Genomic DNA, 15,309 nt, shown 5'->3' with positions numbered 1-15,309 from the left:
CAGCAGCTATTCCGTCACTGCCGGGTAGCGCCAATCGTCGTCATCGCTGGTTTGCTGATCCGATACATCTACCAAGATAGGCAATTGCTTGAATTCTTTCATCATGGCATTGGACAGGTAGTGGTAATGCAAATCCAGCTTTTTCAGACCGCTGATTTTTTTACTGTCCAACAAGGCACGTCCACCTTCATCTGTCAGCGTACCCATGGACAAGTCCAGTGTTTCCAGTTGCTCCAGCACTGAAGCTTGCGCAATCGCCATTGCGACTTCATTGGCGATACCGCTGTCAGCCAGACCAAGATAAGTCAACTTGGGAAACAAGCCCTTTTGCATCAGGGGGCGCAGATCATCTATCTTGGCGTCGAAGCCATAGTCATCCACACCCAGGTAAAGCAGCAGGTATTCAAGATTCGGCAAATGTGCAGCGGCAATGGTTTCAATGATTTTTTTCGGCAAGCCGCCACATTCTATGGTCAGTGCTTTCAGCTTGTCATGCTTCAATGGTAGGGACGACAATTCCAAACCTGTAGAACCCTTGATATGCAGACGTTCCAGCGCTGGGAAGGCCGTAAAAACAGAGGTGTAGTCGCCCTGGTTAATCCAGGAAATTTCGCATTCCTCGGAATCCATGTCGCCGACAAACAATTCTTTCAAATTAGCCAGTTTGCCGTGGTTTGCCACCAGCAAACCCAGGGCATCTTGCGGTCCGTTTTCATACGCATCTTCCCAGGCAGCGATGACCAGCGATTCCACCTCTGCAGCCTGCGTCGTCTCCAGGAAAGCCAATACTTTTTCTGCCAAGGTCTTGCCCTCTTCTGCCTCGTCATAGCCTACACCCAAGCGTCGTGCGACTTTTTTTGCACTGGCATCGGTCTTTTGCACATAACCTTTTTTGGTTTTTTCGGCGATCAGCTTGTCCATTTCTTTTTGTGCTTTTTCTACGGACTCAAAATTGCTGATCTTTTCCTGACCGGCGGTACCGATTTTTCCGTACTTCACAGTCAGCGTGCTGGCTTCCATTTCCACTTGCCAAAATTTGTATGATTTGGAATCCTGGTATTCAAAGTAATGTTTCATCGAATAGCGCCTTAAAATTGACGGGTGTTGATGGAGCTGAGTTGGCTTGAGTAGGCCGCAGAGTTCAATTTGAACGTCTGCAGATAAATATCTTGCCTTTAAAGCCACATGGTACCTGCTGACCACCCCTTGTCAAGCAAGAAAATCAATTGTTACACAGTACAGTTTCGCTAGCTTATTCTCCTATGTAAAACGTAGGAAAGTGGTCGTCATTTTGAGCAGTCGCAGCAGGTGGCTTGGATGCCGTCAAATCATCTTCTTTCAACATAATTGAAAAGAAGATTAGGTGATTTCCAATTTAAGGTGTATATTCCGTCTTGTACTTGCATCAAGTCCTTAATTTGTTGGTCCCAATTCCGCATAGCTTTATCTCTCTGGCTGTTCTGTCTTATTTCCACCGGTTTTATCACTTGCTTACAAGTGCCCCCTCGGGCAATGTTGCCTATGGTCTTATCAAAAGGAAAAAAACATGAGTACTCAAACAGGTATAGTTAAATGGTTCAACGACGCTAAAGGTTTCGGCTTTATTGCTCCTGATGCAGGCGGTGCAGATTTGTTCGCCCACTTCCAGGACATACAATCCAGCGGCTTCAAAAGCCTGAGCGAAAACCAACGCGTTTCGTTCGAACGTACTGCCAGCCCTAAGGGCGACAAGGCAAGTAACATTCAAGTTCTGTCTTAATCAGAATTGAATGACGGGTCTTTACAGACCCAGGAAAAAACAAGAGTCTTTGCCTGTCAGGTTAGCGGTGAGCAGCGGTGTAAATTTGCCCCGCCATCCTGATGGTGTAACAGTCTCCAAGTTTGTTCAGTTGTAACGCTTTCTGAAGTCTGAAATTTTTACCAGCCAGTGCCACCATGCAGATAGCATGGGTTGCTGGCACAGTCTACAGGAAGCGAAAACGACAAACCCTTCATCTGTCAGTCTTCGTCCCGCACGAATGATTGATGCGCAGAATGATACTTACCGGCCAGTGGCACCACGCAGATAGCATGGGTTGTTGGAAAATGGTATTGTCGTTAAAGGGCCCACTGTTGATCAGTGTCCCCTGTGAACAACACCGCAGAGTAATTTCAGTCTACTCCGTCGCGCCTTCATTCTCACCGGCCAGATTTGCGCCTATGTGCAAACCGGAAAATGGTGTAGTGAAGTGTTGAAGGACCTCATTCGTGGTAAACCCTGTCGTGACATGAATCATTTCATTGGCCGACAGGACAAGGTAACTCAAACCCACATTGCACCGCGCAGATAGCACGGGTGATGCCAAGTCGATGGCACCATGCAGATAGCATGGGTTGTTGACGAGTTGCCAGAATGTAGAGATGCCCGCCCCACGGTCAATACCGCAGGCGGGCTTTTTCCTTTTCCCCGCAGCTTTTACGGTACCAGCTGCAAAAAATCCCTGACTGCAGCCACGGTTGCGACCGGGTCTTCTTCATGTGGCACATGACCAAGCTGTTCAAACATCACCAGTTTGCTGCCAACGATATCCTGCTGAAACCTTTTGGCGTTTTCCGGCGGAATCAAATGATCTTTTCCTCCCCAGATAATCAGCGTCGGCATCTTTATGCGCTTGATGCTGGCCGCCTGCGCACCGTGATCAAGCTGGCTGAAACGCAGCCTGAGTGCATGGCGATTGCCAGCACGCAGCGTCATGGCCTGATACCGGTCAACCAGCTCTGCAGTCACCTTGCCCGGGTCACCGTAAACATTTTTCACACTGGCTTCCATCATGTGACGCGGCAGGGTATGTTCCATCAGCCAGGCCGCCTCTGGCATGCGCGCCAGGCGGAAACCCAGCGGCATGGAAGTCGGTGTAAACGCATAGCCGCCGGCATCTACCAGAATCAGGCGTTCTACCCTGTCCGGCGCGGCCACTGCCACCTGCCAGGCAATTTCACCACCCAATGAATTGCCACCGATGATGAAGTGGCTGACATGCATGGTATCCATCAAATCCAGGATAAATTTCGCATAGGTCGGGCTGTGATAATCGTCTTCAAAGTTCGGTCCGGTCAAACCAAAGGCAGGAATATCCATGCTGATGATGCGTCGCTGGCTTTTCAGTGCAGCTACCCAGCCTTCCCAGGAATGCAGACTGGCAGACGTACCGTGGATGAGTACCAGCGGCACCGGGTCATCGCGCCGGCCTTCATCACGCACATGGACCGGCAAACCTTTTACTGCGATGAATTGTGAAGGCGCAGGTGCCCAGCGCGGCAACAGTTCTTCCACCGGTTTGTCCGGCGCCCAGGTCAGCAAGATGGCAAAGCACACCATACTGAACAGCAACATGATGATGCCCAGGACAATCAGGGTAATCCGCACGGGCAGGCTTAACAGTTTTCGCATGCTGCACTTTCAAGGAAATGACGGCATTTTATCGAGACGTTCACAATCCGCTCTGTCAGAGTGTAGCGCAAATCCTGGTGCCACCCGGCAAATGCAGCATGATGTCTTCCACGGCTTCAAAAGCGCAAGTCAGGTATAGCGGCGTATAAAACGAGACGCTCAATTCTATCAATGATGTGGCAGTCAGATCCTGCAAGTCCGCAAGATTTGTCAAATGCTGTCATGTTAATGTACAGACTCAATTCAACAATACAACAGGACATTGCCATGCAAACAAAGATACAGAATATCAGTAGCTTTCAGGTCAGCGGCTTGCAGGTTCGTACCCGCAACACCAACGAAACCGATCCATCCACGGCCAGAATCGGTCCCATGTGGGGAGATTTTTTTAACCGGCAACTGGCGGAAAAACTGCCAAACAAAGCAAGCGGTGCAAAAGTCTATGGCGTCTATTCCAATTACGAATCGGATGCCAGCGGCGAATTTGATGTCATGGCAGGGGCAGCCGTATCGGCCCCAGCAGATGGTTTTGCCACAGTAAGCGTCAAGGCAGGCAAATACCTGGTATTTGCGTGCGACGGTGAGATGCCCATGGCGGTAATTCAAGGCTGGGGCAAGGTCTGGTCTTATTTCGCCAGCAATACAGAACACGAACGGTGCTATCAGACTGATTTTGAAGAATATCCGGGGCCGCAGCAAGCTGCCATCTACATCGGTATAAAATAAGTTCAGTCAATAAAAATTGAAGACTCGCATGCCAGCCAACCCAGCCCATCAGATCAGTTATGAACGACGCCTGAGCCGCGTCACCAGTTACCTGCATGAGCATCTCGATGAAGACCTGGATTTGAACAGGCTGGCAGAGATTGCCTGCATGTCGCCCTATCACTGGCACCGCATCTACCGTGCGATACATGGCGAAAGCGTGGTGGCGACCGTCAAGCGTTTGCGCCTGCAAAGGGCCGCCACCTTATTGGCCCGCAGCAGCATGGCGATAGAACAGATTGCCGAATTTTCCGGCTACCCGAACCTGCAATCCTTCACCCGCATCTTTGCAGCGGTGTATGGCCTGCCCCCGGCGCGTTATCGCAAAGAGGGCAGCCACCAGCAATTTCCCTTGCCGGATGAACTCAGCGCCGACCTGCACTTTCCGGTTAACATCACTAGCGTCGCCACCCAGCAATTGCTCAGCATTGATAATCTTGGCAGCTATATGGGTATCAGTAAAACATTTGATATTCTGAACGGCTGCGCCGCATCGCGGCAATTGTTCAGGCCGGACACGCGCTGGATAGGGATATATTATGACGATGCGATGACGGTGGAGGAAGAAAAATTGCGTTCCAAAGCCTGCATCAGCGCACCCCGGCCGCTGCCAGAACAAGCCTTGCAGTCCCCTCTGTCGGTCACTGAACTGCGGGGCGGCAAGTATGCGGTGCTGACATACAAAGGCCCGTATTCTGACATGCAACCGGTGTATCGCTGGTTCTTTGGTGTCTGGCTGCCTGCTTCCGGCGAAGAAATCGATGATGCACCGCCGTTTGAAGAATACCTGAACAATCCGCGCGATACGGCACCAACAGAATTGCTGACGAATATCTATATGCCTTTGCGTGTCACCGAGCCCGATCCGCCTATGGATTTCTTGATTTTGGGGTCACCGTAATAGGTCACATCGCCTGAGCCGCCTATGCTGGCATCCAGGCTATCTTTGGCCCAGACCTCTGCCGTGCCCGATCCGCCGATTTTGATTTTGACAGTCTGCGCTTCCAGCTTGCCGGTATGGATATTGCCGGAGCCACCGATGCTGCCACTGAAATCACTTACCTGACCGGCTGCCAAAAAGTTGCCGCTGCCACCGATATTGACTTTGATCGTATCCGCCTTCGCCGTCTTCAACTGGATATCACCGGAACCACCAATAGCCACTTGCAAATCCTTGACAAGGATCTTGTCGGACCAGACTTTTCCAGAACCACCGACGGATAATTGTTCGAGGTTTTTGAAAAAAACCACGATATTCAGGCTCTTGGTAACGGGATATTTATTTTTGTCTGCCAACCGGATCTTCAGCCGCCCGCGCTCTACCACGGTCTCTATCAGGCTTTGCAGGTTGTCGTCCGTTTCTATCTGGATACCTTCTTTATCACCCTGACGCAATTCCATTTTGGCAGGCAAGGCCAGGTCAACTTCGGTAAAGCCCGTTGCTGCACGGTCCTGTTTTTGAATATTGCCGGAACCGGCGACAGCTTTGCCTCTAAACCATCCATCCGACCAATCTGCGGCGGCAGGCAAACTGGCCAGTACCAGCATGGCACCAAGGATATGGCGACGGGAAAATAAAGTATCCAAAATAATCTCCTGCGTTGTTGGTTGGTATTGATTGTTGATTGTTGTTGATGCCAGTCTGACTATGGACAGATGATTAAGTTCCTTGCGCTTTTAAAACAAGCCCATGGCAACATTGCAGCATTGCAGCGGGGAAGACAGGATAGCGGCACTGACTTAGTCAGTCAGTGCCGTGTTTATTTTGATTTACTTGGGTGGGGGATTTTTTGGTGTGGATGCAGGATTGCCACCAGGCGTACCCGATTGCAGGCGCTTGACCGTCACTGCCTTGCCTTTCTTTTTGCAAGGTTGATCTGACCATACCGGCTTGCCATCCACTTCACAACGAAATACCGGTGTCTGTGCAAAACTGGTCAGAGGGAAAGCCAGTAATAGCAAGACGAAACTTAATTTCTTCATGGCAAGTATCAGAAAAAGATGTGAACCGCATTATAGATTCATATTAGGTGCGTCTGTCTGGATTTGCCATGCTTTTCCGGTGTGTATTTAATCAGCATAAATACACCCCATTAGCCGACCTGCCTCCCGTGGTTCAGATGGAGCGAACAAAACCACAATACGCGTCCACCATATCGGTACGGCGCATCAGGCCATTATGGCCGCCACCAGGGCTGACCATAAAACGTTTGTCTGCTGAGGGCAGCGCGTCATACACCTTGCGTCCCAAAGCCAGTGGCGTGACCTGGTCCTGATCCCCAACCAGGACCAGGCTCTTGCCACGAAAACCGGCAACAGCACGGGTATTGTCTATGCCCTGCAAAGCCGGGCTCAGTTCAATAGTGACGAAAGCTTTGGCATACCAGGGTGTATTCGCCAACGCCCAGTCCATGGCATTGCTTGCCGTTGATTCCAGCACCAGACCATCGAGTTGCCGATGCTGCGCCACATAGCCGGCAATAAAACTGCCCAATGACTGGCCGTGCACGATCAGTTTGCCCGTGGTCTGGGCTCTTGCATAATCATAAATGCGCAAGGCATCAGCCTGCATATTGGCGACGTTGGGCTGGCCACTGCTGCGGCCATAGCCACGATAATCGAAGCTGAGCAAATTCACCCCGCATTGCTGCATGGCAGGCAACAGGTATTTTGCACCGTCATCCAGATGGAACATATTGCCACCGAAATACAGCACGCTGACTTGCGCCTGTTTCAACTGTATGCGTATGCCCTGCAAAGTTACACCGTCGCTACTGTCCAGCCGCCATTCCGTTAGCTCGGCATTGGCTGCCATTTGCTGGACGCTGGCCGCATCGAGTTTTTCGGCAAGGCGATAACCGGAACGGCTGTCTGGATGAATGAACTGGTTTTCACTGACCTGCACACTCATGCAAGCAGACAGACAGAATGCCACCAAACACATCAATACCAGGCTAGAGCTCCTGAACAAGTTGCACATCAAGTTGCGCATCGTTACTCCTTACGGTTTGCCGACAAGTCTATTACAATTAAACTATAACAGAAATTAATTACTGTTAAACGATAATTTATGATCACAATACAATTATTTATGAAAATAAACCAACTATCCCGCCTGATCCGGCCCTTACTCTTGCTTTGCGCTGCCACGGAAGTGGCTTTCTTTATCCTGGCCTGGACAAACACCCTGTTGTATCTGGGTCCCTGGTCCATGTATGTTGCTGCCAAGGGCCTGCTCATTGAACAGATGCGTACCATGCCCACCATGGAACACAGCGTCGGTATCCTGCTGGGCTTGCCGGCACTGCTGTGCATGTTGTATGGACTGTGGAAGCTGGACAGATTGCTGGCCGGTATCCAGCAGAAAAACCTGTTTTCCTTGCAGAATATTGCGCGACTGCGGACATTTTCCGGTGCCATAGCCCTGTCCACCCTGCTATCCATCGCAGAAGTGCCTGCCCGTACGGGCGTAATGCGGCTACTGTCTGGGCAGCAGGATGGCGGTTTCTCGGTCTCGGTATCTTCAGAAGAATTGATACTGTTGCTGGTATGCATAGCCTTTTATCTCGTCACAGGCATGATGCATGAGGGCCGCAGGCTGGCAGAAGAAAACGAGGGCTTCATCTGATGTCCATCATCATCAATCTCGATGTCATGCTGGCCAGACGCAAAGTCAAATCCAAGGAACTGGCGCAATTTGTCGGCATTACGGAACAGAATCTGTCCCTGCTCAAATCAGGCAAGGTAAAAGGCATACGTTTTTCCACCCTGGAAAAAATTTGTGAACGCCTGAATTGCCAGCCCGGCGACATCATGGAATGGGTGAATGACGGCAAGCCATCTGAAGACCAGGCCAACACCGACAATCCCAGCTAACGGGCTCATTTCATCGATAGGTTTGAGTTCTAAGCATGCAGCACATCTTGCCAAAACCGCTTATGATGCGCTGCACGATAGCCGTTTGACCTGTCAGGGAACGTTTACGCGGCCTGACAGTCATATCGTTTTTCCTTAGGAGAGTCCGAATGAAACAGTTTTTACTCGCTGTAAGCCTGTTGGCAGGCTTGGGTGCCAGTCAGGTATCCATGGCCGATGACGCCCTGAAAGCAGCCATCGCTGGCCCACAACGTACTCCAGCCAATACGGTACGTGACAGTGCACGTCACCCCTACGAAACCCTGACTTTCTTTGGCATCAAGCCGACCATGACGGTGGTTGAGTTGTCGCCTGGCGGTGGCTGGTATACAGAAATCCTGGCACCTTATTTGCGCGACAACGGCAAGATAATCGCTGCCCTGGGAGACCCGGCAGTCAGCAAGGGTGCAGCCAGCTTCAAGCAAAAACTGGATGCCAACCCTGCCGTCTACGGCAAAGTACAAATGGGGGTTTTTGCGCCACCAACCAAGCTCGACTATGCAGCCAAGGGCAGTGTCGACCTGGTACTGACTTTCAGGAATATCCATAACTGGATAGGCAATGGCGAACCCGCCATGAAAGCCCTGTTCCAGAGCGCCTATGACAGTTTGAAAACAGGTGGTGTGTTTGGCGTGGTTGAACATCGCCTGCCCGCCAGCAAAACCCAGGATGAAAAAGCCAGCACCGGGTATGTGCATGAAAGCTATGTCATTAAACTGGCAGAAAGCGTAGGCTTCAAGCTGGCCGCAAAATCTGAAGTGAATGCCAATCCCAAAGACATGGCAGACCATGAAAACGGTGTCTGGGCTTTGCCACCCACGTTTGCCAACAAGGAAAAAGACAAGGCAAAGTATGAAGCCATAGGTGAAAGCGACCGCATGACCTTGAAATTCGTCAAATCTTAATATCTGAGCTGAATATCTGCCACACATGCCTGTGCCAGTGTGGCAGGCAGGATATTGATTTCTGGTAGCAAAGGCAGTAAGGGCCTATCATGGCACTACTGCCTTTTTTATTTCATGCGCCACTATGTTCAGCATCCCTTTGCATCACCTTGCACTCGCCCTGATCACGCTGGCTGGCTGCCTGCCAGCCATGGCGCTGGATCGCTACCTGGTCGATACCGAACATACCTTCAGCAGTTTTGAATACAAGCATTGGGGTCTGTCGATGCAGCGCGGACGCTTCGACAAAAATACCGGCAGCATAGAACTCGATACCGACAACAAGAGCGGTAGCCTGCAAATCGACATCGATGCCGATTCCATCAATACAGGCTCAGACGCGTTCAATAAAATATTGCGCTCTGAAGGTTTTTTTGACGTACAAAAATATCCCACAATACTTTTTCAATCCAGCAAACTGATTTTCAATGAAGACAAGCTGGTACAGGTAGAAGGTGACTTGACCATACGCGATATCAAACGCCCGGTAAAAGTGGACATCACCCACTTTGAATGTCGTTTCATGATCCTGTACCTGAAGCGCGCCTGTGGTGCGAATGGTTATACCAAGATTTTGCGCAGTGATTATGGCGTTGGACGCTACGTGCCCTTTGTCAGCGATGAAGTGACTTTGTCATTCAGTGTTGAAGCCATCAAGGAATGATCAGCAAGCAGAATAACTCGCTCAGGTATAACGGATGACTATTGCCCCTGCCACAGCCAGCAGGATAGCCACCAACCGTCTTGCTGTTATTTTTTCACGCAGTATCCAGGCCGCAATCGCGGTGGCAAACAGGATGGATGTTTCGCGCAAAGCAGCGATGGCAGCCACCGGTGCCAGCGTCATTGCCCACAAGGCCAGGCCGTAAGAGGCAACTGAACAACTGCCACCAGCTATGCCCAGCACAACCTTGCCCTTGCTGTAATTGAAAAAAATGCCGGTCTCTGAGCAAGACCAGACTTAACAACAGCAACGCAGTCAGCAAGAATATCCACATGGTATAGGCCGCCGGCGCACCCGACTTGCGTACGCCTATGCCATCAACCAAGGTATAGCCAGCGATAAAGCATGCATTCAATAGCGCCAAAGTGTGCGTCGAAAAACCGTTGCCCTGCGACTTTTTCGGTGCCCTGTCCAGTACCGACAATCCGACGATGCCCAGAACCAGCAGGCCCAGGCCCAGCCAGCGCATGGCAGGCACTGCTTCACCGATAATACTGCCACTACCACCGCCACCAGCAAGGGCGCTGTTCCCCGCATGAGCGGATAAGCCTGGCTCATGTCTCCGACCCGGTAAGCAGCCGCCAGCAAACAAAAATACACGACCTGCAAGACGACCGAGGCAAGAATATACGCCCAGCTTGCCCTCTCGGGCTGGCTGACAAAAGGCAAAACCAGCGCGCAGACAAAACCGGCACCGCTGGTGACCAATACCGTATTGAAAAACTTGTTTTCACCGACCTTGATCGCCGCATTCCATGCAGCATGCAGAAAGGCCGCGAACAGGACGATAGCGACGACGACTGTTGACATAAATACGCGGTCTCAATTCTGTCGAGACCCTGCTAGCGTAAAGCAACGATATTAACATTGCCCGCACCCAGGTTGCTGCTGGCTTTTTCATGACCGATAAATTTCAATTGCGCTGACCTGGCATCCCATAACATGGCCGAGCCATCATACGGGCTGCGCAACGCCGCTGGGGCATGCGCAAGATAGGCTGGTATATCCGCATCGGGCATTTTTTTACGCAAGATGTCAGCCTGCAAGCTGACCAAGCGCAGATAGGCATCTGTGTCCAGGCTCTTGCCAATGTAAGTCAAAGCATAGTCTGGTATACCTACCTGCATGAGGATTTTTCCGACCGGGTTGTAGGCATGTGCAAGGTAAAAAGAAATGCTGCTGGTGTTCAAGGCTTCACGCATTTTTTTAAAGTTATCTTTTGATGTGCTGAAATCTACAGTTGTGTTTCTGGCCGCATCGATGATGAGTGTCCAGTTCCTGACAACCATATTGGTCGTGGCATTCGGCTGAAAAGTGAAATCACCAAGCACATTCAACGGCCACGCTGCAATTTCTGATTTGTCTTGTGTCATCGCCAGACTGGCACGCAGATTTTGGGAAAAATGTGTCTGCACACCTGCTTCATATAAAAATGGCCGTTCCAGGCTTCTCTCTGCCTCAGTCATGGGCAGCACCAGTTGGCTGATGCGCTCTGCATATTGTTCCAGCAACGCCGGATACAACACCAGCAGTTCACTGACCGCACGCGCCTGTTTGCGTAGGGCAGTCTGCATCACCATTTTGGAAATCAGGCTGGAACTGTTTTTCAATGCCACCCTGAGATAGCGGTTATTACTTTCCATACGCTGCAAACCGGCATCCAGTTTGCCATCGGCGATATCAAAACTGGCCTGTGTCAGCAGCAAATCAATTGCACGACTTAAACTACTATATGCTGGGAGGCTTGCATTGAAAGCCGGTATCAGGTGTTCTTCATAGTCCCCCATTTTTCGCATCAGTGCATAACGTTCTGCCAGTACCTGATTGCTGGCCATTTGTGCCGTCAGCTCGGTACGATTTGCCAAATCCATCTGTACGCAATTTTGTATGGTTTGCCTGCAACGATTATTGTTCCAGTTGAAGCTCAGGGGGTTTTCCTCAGCCTCAGGATGAGGATGGCTTTCGTAATAGGCTTTATCTTTCTGATATAGCGCCTGCTGAACCTTGATTTTATCGATACCGTTTTTTAGCAGATCGGTGTCCAGTGCTGCGTTCATCATGACCAGTATATAAAAGCCATTTTGCGCATAAGGCACATGAAATTCCTGGGTGCGCAACAAGGCTTGCGCCTCAGGCGTCAAGGTTTCATCTTTCCAGTTAATGGCAATGAATGTCACTAGCAGCAACAGCACAATAGCTGTAAGCACCAGGAAGATTCTCAGGCCCCAGCAGCCCAGAATTTTCAAGCTGGAATAATAGCCCTGCCTGGTCGGTCTGGTATTACCAATGAGCGCGTTTGACATAATTGATTTTCAAGTGGGTTTATCAAGACATATAATCGTAGCCTCCGTGCCATGCTGAGCTACGTGTGGATTATCTGCACACCGCCGTACCCAGTCCACGGTTAAATTGCAAAATAAATACCGTTTGCGGTATCTGTTTTTAAAAACCCCTCAATTCATCCATCACAAAACAATGTCGTCGACCTTGCGCCCTGCCTTGTTCACTGATTATGCAGTCATCGCCAATTGGATTAACGATGCTGAAGCTTGTGCCCGCTGGGCCGGGCCACGGCTAGCCTTCCCGTTCGACAGCGCAGGCTTGCCCGCCTTGCTGGCGAAACCAGAAGCGCAGGCATTTGTATTGATCGGTGCGGACAAGGAAGTAGCCGGATTTGCCCAATTCTGGCGGCGCGATGCGCAGCGTGTACATCTGGGCCGCATCATCGTGTCTCCGGCTACACGTGGGCTGGGCTTTGGCAGGGTATTGTGTGAACAGTTGATGCAGCAGGCCATCGCCGTGACAGGCTTGTCTGTCGTCAGCCTGCGCGTATACCGTGATAATCCAGGGGCCTTGCATTTGTACAGCCAACTCGGTTTTGTAGCGGTCGAGGCAGAATCAAATGCAGACGTCTTGGCGATGGAATACAGAGTTTAAAGAGTCATGGCGAAGCCAGCACAATGCTGACTTCGGCTGTGAACGGGTATTGGGTGTTACCCGATATTACCCTGCGTACGTGAAGGTATCCACACTGGTGGTATAGCTGGAACTGGTGACGGTACTAACGTACACATATTCCCCCTTGGCCTGGGTAGGTGTCACGGTGATCAGCATATAGCCGCGACGAGAGGTATCGATGTAAGTGATGTCATCCACCAGTGCTTTGATGGTGCCGGCCAGCGTTGCTGGTGCCACTACTGAGGGTGGGAACACCCCTTCAAAACCGGATGAAGTCACCGACATGCCGGCAAATTCTGCCCCTATTTGTGTGCCATCCGTCAGGGTCAGTTTATTGAACCAGGCGTTGTGGCTGTCGCCCGACAAGACCAGGAATTTCTTGCCTGTCGTTTTCAGTTTCGCTGCCGAATTAAACACGCTATCGCGGGCATTCGGATAACCTTCCCAGTTATCGAAATTGTAGGATATCTTTGGATTCTTCAACGGATCCAGTAAATCTTTTTGTGCCTGTGTCTGTGCCGCTACCGGTGTTGCCTTGGCGGTCAGGTAAGCAGTCACGGAATCCGCACTCAAATTCGTAAGCAGTACCGAAGCTGGCAATTGTATACGTCCCATGACAGTCTGGTTACCCAATATCTGCCAGCTTGCTTTGGAGGTCGTCATCTGTGTATCCAGCCAGGCTTGCTGGGTCGTGCCCAGTAATTGCTTGTTCTTGTTGAAGGCATAGGGCAGGAAATTGGGATCAGCAACATCACGACCCTGTGCATCCAGCATACGATCCGGTGCCTGCTCACGACCGATAATACGGGTGTCGAGCATGTGCAGTGACAGCAGATTGCCAAAATCAAACGAACGGTAAATCTTCAACAAATTGGCGGTATCTGGTGAACGTATCGGCATCCACTCATGATAAACCTGGCTGGCCGCTGCCTTGCGCGCGGCCCAGCTTCCCTGGGTGGCAGGATTGTGATTTTCCGCAGCATCCATCCAGGCATTATTGGCAAATTCATGATCATCCCAGATGGTGATCATGGGCATGCGTGCATGCAGGGCTTTCAGATACGGATCAGCTTTGTGCAGGGCATGACGCGCGCGGTAATCAGCCACGGTAACAATCTCGCTGGCAGGTGCAGAAATACGGCCTGCCACCTGGGAGGCGACTGGTGGATAAACGCCATCTTTGTATTCATAAATATAATCACCCAGATGCAGGGCGAACTGGGCACCTGACGATACCGCACTGTCATAGGCATTGAAATAACCGGCAGGATAATCACTGCAAGAGAACACTGCCAGCTTGACTTGGTCAACATTGCCGACTGGCAGGGTACGGGTACGACCGACAGGTGACACGCTATTATTCGGGGCCACGAAGCGATAGTAATATTCGGTATTGGCAGCCAGGCCTATGGCATCCACCTTGGCAGTAAAACCGCTGGCTGAACTTGTTGTGACCTTGCCTGACAACAGCACGCTGGCAAAACTCGCATCCGCAGCCATTTGCCAGCTCAGGTCCACGCTGGCATCGGTCGATATCTTGGCATGCGTCCACAAGATCACGCGATCAGACAATGGGTCACCACTGGCAACACCATAATTGAAGGCCGCCATTTCTCCGTTCAGGATAGTCGAAGAACCACCGCAAGCAGTCAGGACACCACCGGATGCCATGACGGCAGCGACTGAAGACATCTTGATGACAAAACCGCGTCTGGCGATATTTGCTGGTGCTTGTGAACTTTTTTTCTGATCGTTTTGCATTTGGCTCTACTCCCATGGAAAATGAGAGATAGTAGGACGGCCTTATGTCAGGGATGTGACGCCGGCGAAAATTCCATCAGGAAATTCTAGAGCGCCCTTTCTAAGCCTTCTTCAGCCACTGCCACACGCTTTCTGAAAACTGGGCATAATAGGTTTTTACTGTCCATCAACCGAGGTTCCCATGATAGAAGTCCACCATTTAAAAGAATCACGCTCACGTCGTATCACCTGGTTGCTGGAAGAACTGGGGCTGGACTACACCGTCATTTCGTACGACCGCGATCCCAAGACGCGTTTGGCACCGCCAGAACTGCAAAAAATTCACCCTCTGGGTAAAGCCCCGGTCGTACGTGATAAAGACCAGATCCTGATTGAGTCTGGTGCCATCATTGAATACCTGATCCGCACCTACGGCAATGGCCGCCTGGCGCCCGCTGTCGGTACGACTGACTACAACCGCTACGTGCAGTTCCTGCACTATGCCGAAGGTTCCGCCATGTTGCCGCTGCTGCTGAAGCTGTATGTAGGCCGCCTGGGTGAAGCCGGTGCACCGCTGCACCCGCGTATCAGCAGCGAAGTGGCAAACCACTTCAGCTATCTGAATCTGGAACTGGAAGGCCGTGATTACTTCGTTGGTGACAGCCTGACAGGCGCAGACATACAACTATCTTTCGCCATACAGTCCGCTGTACGCGGTGGTGGACGTGAAGCCTTCCCTAACCTGACACGCTTTGTCGATATGGTAGCGGCGCGTCCTGCTTATCAAAAAGCAGTAGCCAAAAACGGCGAGTAAGAAAGAAAATAGCACATGC

Annotated in this window: 19 protein-coding genes; 9 read left to right on the top strand and 10 right to left on the bottom strand. The window is 51.0% G+C overall.

Annotated features, from left to right (window positions below):
- Positions 1-6 precede the first annotated feature (6 nt).
- Positions 7-1,077 carry an STM4015 family protein gene (locus ACO0LM_RS06565; protein WP_423035436.1) on the bottom strand — a complete coding sequence of 357 codons (1,071 nt, stop codon included), beginning with the start codon at positions 1,075-1,077 and terminating at the stop codon, positions 7-9.
- A 469-nt stretch (positions 1,078-1,546) separates the two neighbouring features.
- On the opposite strand from ACO0LM_RS06565, the gene ACO0LM_RS06560 reads away from it, so the two are divergent.
- On the top strand, positions 1,547-1,759 hold the full coding sequence (locus tag ACO0LM_RS06560) for a cold-shock protein (RefSeq protein WP_186947843.1): 213 nt from the start codon (positions 1,547-1,549) through the stop codon (positions 1,757-1,759).
- A 696-nt stretch (positions 1,760-2,455) separates the two neighbouring features.
- On the opposite strand, the gene ACO0LM_RS06555 is transcribed toward ACO0LM_RS06560, so the two are convergent.
- A complete protein-coding gene (locus tag ACO0LM_RS06555) occupies positions 2,456-3,430 on the bottom strand; it encodes an alpha/beta fold hydrolase (RefSeq protein WP_423035434.1) in 975 nt (324 codons plus the stop codon).
- A 55-nt stretch (positions 3,431-3,485) separates the two neighbouring features.
- Positions 3,486-3,644 carry a hypothetical protein gene (locus ACO0LM_RS06550; RefSeq protein ID WP_423035432.1) on the bottom strand — a complete coding sequence of 53 codons (159 nt, stop codon included), beginning with the start codon at positions 3,642-3,644 and terminating at the stop codon, positions 3,486-3,488.
- Positions 3,645-3,697: 53 nt separating this feature from the next.
- Here ACO0LM_RS06550 and ACO0LM_RS06545 point away from each other — a divergent pair, with 53 nt between their 5' ends.
- Both ACO0LM_RS06545 and ACO0LM_RS06540 read left to right on the top strand, forming a co-directional pair.
- Positions 3,698-4,156 (top strand): GyrI-like domain-containing protein, encoded by a 459-nt coding sequence (locus ACO0LM_RS06545; RefSeq protein WP_423035430.1) that lies wholly within the window; start codon positions 3,698-3,700, stop codon positions 4,154-4,156.
- Positions 4,157-4,184: 28 nt separating this feature from the next.
- Entirely contained in the window at positions 4,185-5,096 is a 912-nt protein-coding gene (locus ACO0LM_RS06540) for an AraC family transcriptional regulator (RefSeq protein ID WP_423035428.1), read from the top strand.
- Here ACO0LM_RS06540 and ACO0LM_RS06535 read toward each other — a convergent pair.
- The 3 genes from ACO0LM_RS06535 to ACO0LM_RS06525 all read right to left on the bottom strand — a co-directional run bounded on the left by ACO0LM_RS06535 (position 5,030) and on the right by ACO0LM_RS06525 (position 7,187).
- Positions 5,030-5,782 (bottom strand): head GIN domain-containing protein, encoded by a 753-nt coding sequence (locus tag ACO0LM_RS06535; protein ID WP_423035426.1) that lies wholly within the window; start codon positions 5,780-5,782, stop codon positions 5,030-5,032. The genes ACO0LM_RS06540 and ACO0LM_RS06535 overlap by 67 nt on opposite strands.
- A gap of 183 nt (positions 5,783-5,965) precedes the next feature.
- Positions 5,966-6,178: a hypothetical protein gene (locus ACO0LM_RS06530; protein ID WP_423035424.1), complete on the bottom strand. Its 213-nt coding sequence runs from the start codon at positions 6,176-6,178 to the stop codon at positions 5,966-5,968.
- Positions 6,179-6,311: 133 nt separating this feature from the next.
- Positions 6,312-7,187: an alpha/beta hydrolase gene (locus ACO0LM_RS06525; RefSeq protein ID WP_423035422.1), complete on the bottom strand. Its 876-nt coding sequence runs from the start codon at positions 7,185-7,187 to the stop codon at positions 6,312-6,314.
- A 99-nt stretch (positions 7,188-7,286) separates the two neighbouring features.
- Between ACO0LM_RS06525 and ACO0LM_RS06520 the strand changes: the two genes are divergently transcribed.
- From ACO0LM_RS06520 to ACO0LM_RS06505, 4 genes are all read left to right on the top strand, one after another.
- Entirely contained in the window at positions 7,287-7,823 is a 537-nt protein-coding gene (locus ACO0LM_RS06520; RefSeq protein ID WP_423035420.1) for a DUF2975 domain-containing protein, read from the top strand.
- Complete coding sequence (locus ACO0LM_RS06515) at positions 7,823-8,071, top strand: helix-turn-helix domain-containing protein (protein ID WP_423035418.1); 249 nt, start codon at positions 7,823-7,825, stop codon at positions 8,069-8,071. Before ACO0LM_RS06520 ends, ACO0LM_RS06515 begins: the two co-directional genes overlap by 1 nt.
- Positions 8,072-8,220: 149 nt before the next feature.
- Positions 8,221-9,015: a class I SAM-dependent methyltransferase gene (locus tag ACO0LM_RS06510; protein WP_423035416.1), complete on the top strand. Its 795-nt coding sequence runs from the start codon at positions 8,221-8,223 to the stop codon at positions 9,013-9,015.
- A 124-nt stretch (positions 9,016-9,139) separates the two neighbouring features.
- Entirely contained in the window at positions 9,140-9,718 is a 579-nt protein-coding gene (locus ACO0LM_RS06505; RefSeq protein WP_423035414.1) for a YceI family protein, read from the top strand.
- Between the two features lie 21 nt (positions 9,719-9,739).
- Here the strand turns inward: ACO0LM_RS06505 and ACO0LM_RS06500 are convergent, their stop codons facing one another.
- The 3 genes from ACO0LM_RS06500 to ACO0LM_RS06490 form a co-directional block, all read right to left on the bottom strand.
- Entirely contained in the window at positions 9,740-9,961 is a 222-nt protein-coding gene (locus tag ACO0LM_RS06500) for an EamA family transporter (RefSeq protein ID WP_423035412.1), read from the bottom strand.
- A 168-nt stretch (positions 9,962-10,129) separates the two neighbouring features.
- Positions 10,130-10,588: a hypothetical protein gene (locus ACO0LM_RS06495; RefSeq protein ID WP_423035410.1), complete on the bottom strand. Its 459-nt coding sequence runs from the start codon at positions 10,586-10,588 to the stop codon at positions 10,130-10,132.
- A 32-nt stretch (positions 10,589-10,620) separates the two neighbouring features.
- Complete coding sequence (locus tag ACO0LM_RS06490) at positions 10,621-12,081, bottom strand: hypothetical protein (protein ID WP_423035408.1); 1,461 nt, start codon at positions 12,079-12,081, stop codon at positions 10,621-10,623.
- Positions 12,082-12,253: 172 nt separating this feature from the next.
- Between ACO0LM_RS06490 and ACO0LM_RS06485 the strand changes: the two genes are divergently transcribed.
- The gene (locus tag ACO0LM_RS06485; protein WP_423035406.1) at positions 12,254-12,715 is read left to right on the top strand and encodes a GNAT family N-acetyltransferase; all 462 of its coding nucleotides are present in this window, start codon (positions 12,254-12,256) and stop codon (positions 12,713-12,715) included.
- A 66-nt stretch (positions 12,716-12,781) separates the two neighbouring features.
- On the opposite strand, the gene ACO0LM_RS06480 is transcribed toward ACO0LM_RS06485, so the two are convergent.
- Positions 12,782-14,497, bottom strand: a complete 1,716-nt coding sequence (locus ACO0LM_RS06480; RefSeq protein WP_423035404.1) for an alkaline phosphatase D family protein — start codon at positions 14,495-14,497, stop codon at positions 12,782-12,784.
- Positions 14,498-14,678: 181 nt separating this feature from the next.
- Here ACO0LM_RS06480 and ACO0LM_RS06475 point away from each other — a divergent pair, with 181 nt between their 5' ends.
- Positions 14,679-15,290: a glutathione S-transferase family protein gene (locus ACO0LM_RS06475; RefSeq protein WP_423035402.1), complete on the top strand. Its 612-nt coding sequence runs from the start codon at positions 14,679-14,681 to the stop codon at positions 15,288-15,290.
- Positions 15,291-15,309 lie beyond the last annotated feature (19 nt).

The organism is Undibacterium sp. Di26W, assembly GCF_049340265.1.
Taxonomy (GTDB): Bacteria; Pseudomonadota; Gammaproteobacteria; order Burkholderiales; family Burkholderiaceae_D; genus Undibacterium.
Note: the sequence above shows the minus strand (reverse complement) of the source record. Positions and strands in the feature narration are given on the sequence as shown.

Bases quoted from the DNA above. Each gene is read 5' to 3' on its own strand.
- ACO0LM_RS06565 (WP_423035436.1), bottom strand. From the start codon at position 1,077: ATGAAACATTACTTTGAATACCAGGATTCCAAATCATACAAATTTTGG.
- ACO0LM_RS06560 (WP_186947843.1), top strand. From the start codon at position 1,547: ATGAGTACTCAAACAGGTATAGTTAAATGGTTCAACGACGCTAAAGGT.
- ACO0LM_RS06555 (WP_423035434.1), bottom strand. From the start codon at position 3,430: ATGCGAAAACTGTTAAGCCTGCCCGTGCGGATTACCCTGATTGTCCTG.
- ACO0LM_RS06545 (WP_423035430.1), top strand. From the start codon at position 3,698: ATGCAAACAAAGATACAGAATATCAGTAGCTTTCAGGTCAGCGGCTTG.
- ACO0LM_RS06540 (WP_423035428.1), top strand. From the start codon at position 4,185: ATGCCAGCCAACCCAGCCCATCAGATCAGTTATGAACGACGCCTGAGC.
- ACO0LM_RS06530 (WP_423035424.1), bottom strand. From the start codon at position 6,178: ATGAAGAAATTAAGTTTCGTCTTGCTATTACTGGCTTTCCCTCTGACC.
- ACO0LM_RS06525 (WP_423035422.1), bottom strand. From the start codon at position 7,187: ATGCGCAACTTGATGTGCAACTTGTTCAGGAGCTCTAGCCTGGTATTG.
- ACO0LM_RS06520 (WP_423035420.1), top strand. From the start codon at position 7,287: ATGAAAATAAACCAACTATCCCGCCTGATCCGGCCCTTACTCTTGCTT.
- ACO0LM_RS06515 (WP_423035418.1), top strand. From the start codon at position 7,823: ATGTCCATCATCATCAATCTCGATGTCATGCTGGCCAGACGCAAAGTC.
- ACO0LM_RS06510 (WP_423035416.1), top strand. From the start codon at position 8,221: ATGAAACAGTTTTTACTCGCTGTAAGCCTGTTGGCAGGCTTGGGTGCC.
- ACO0LM_RS06505 (WP_423035414.1), top strand. From the start codon at position 9,140: ATGTTCAGCATCCCTTTGCATCACCTTGCACTCGCCCTGATCACGCTG.
- ACO0LM_RS06495 (WP_423035410.1), bottom strand. From the start codon at position 10,588: ATGTCAACAGTCGTCGTCGCTATCGTCCTGTTCGCGGCCTTTCTGCAT.
- ACO0LM_RS06490 (WP_423035408.1), bottom strand. From the start codon at position 12,081: ATGTCAAACGCGCTCATTGGTAATACCAGACCGACCAGGCAGGGCTAT.
- ACO0LM_RS06485 (WP_423035406.1), top strand. From the start codon at position 12,254: ATGTCGTCGACCTTGCGCCCTGCCTTGTTCACTGATTATGCAGTCATC.
- ACO0LM_RS06480 (WP_423035404.1), bottom strand. From the start codon at position 14,497: ATGCAAAACGATCAGAAAAAAAGTTCACAAGCACCAGCAAATATCGCC.
- ACO0LM_RS06475 (WP_423035402.1), top strand. From the start codon at position 14,679: ATGATAGAAGTCCACCATTTAAAAGAATCACGCTCACGTCGTATCACC.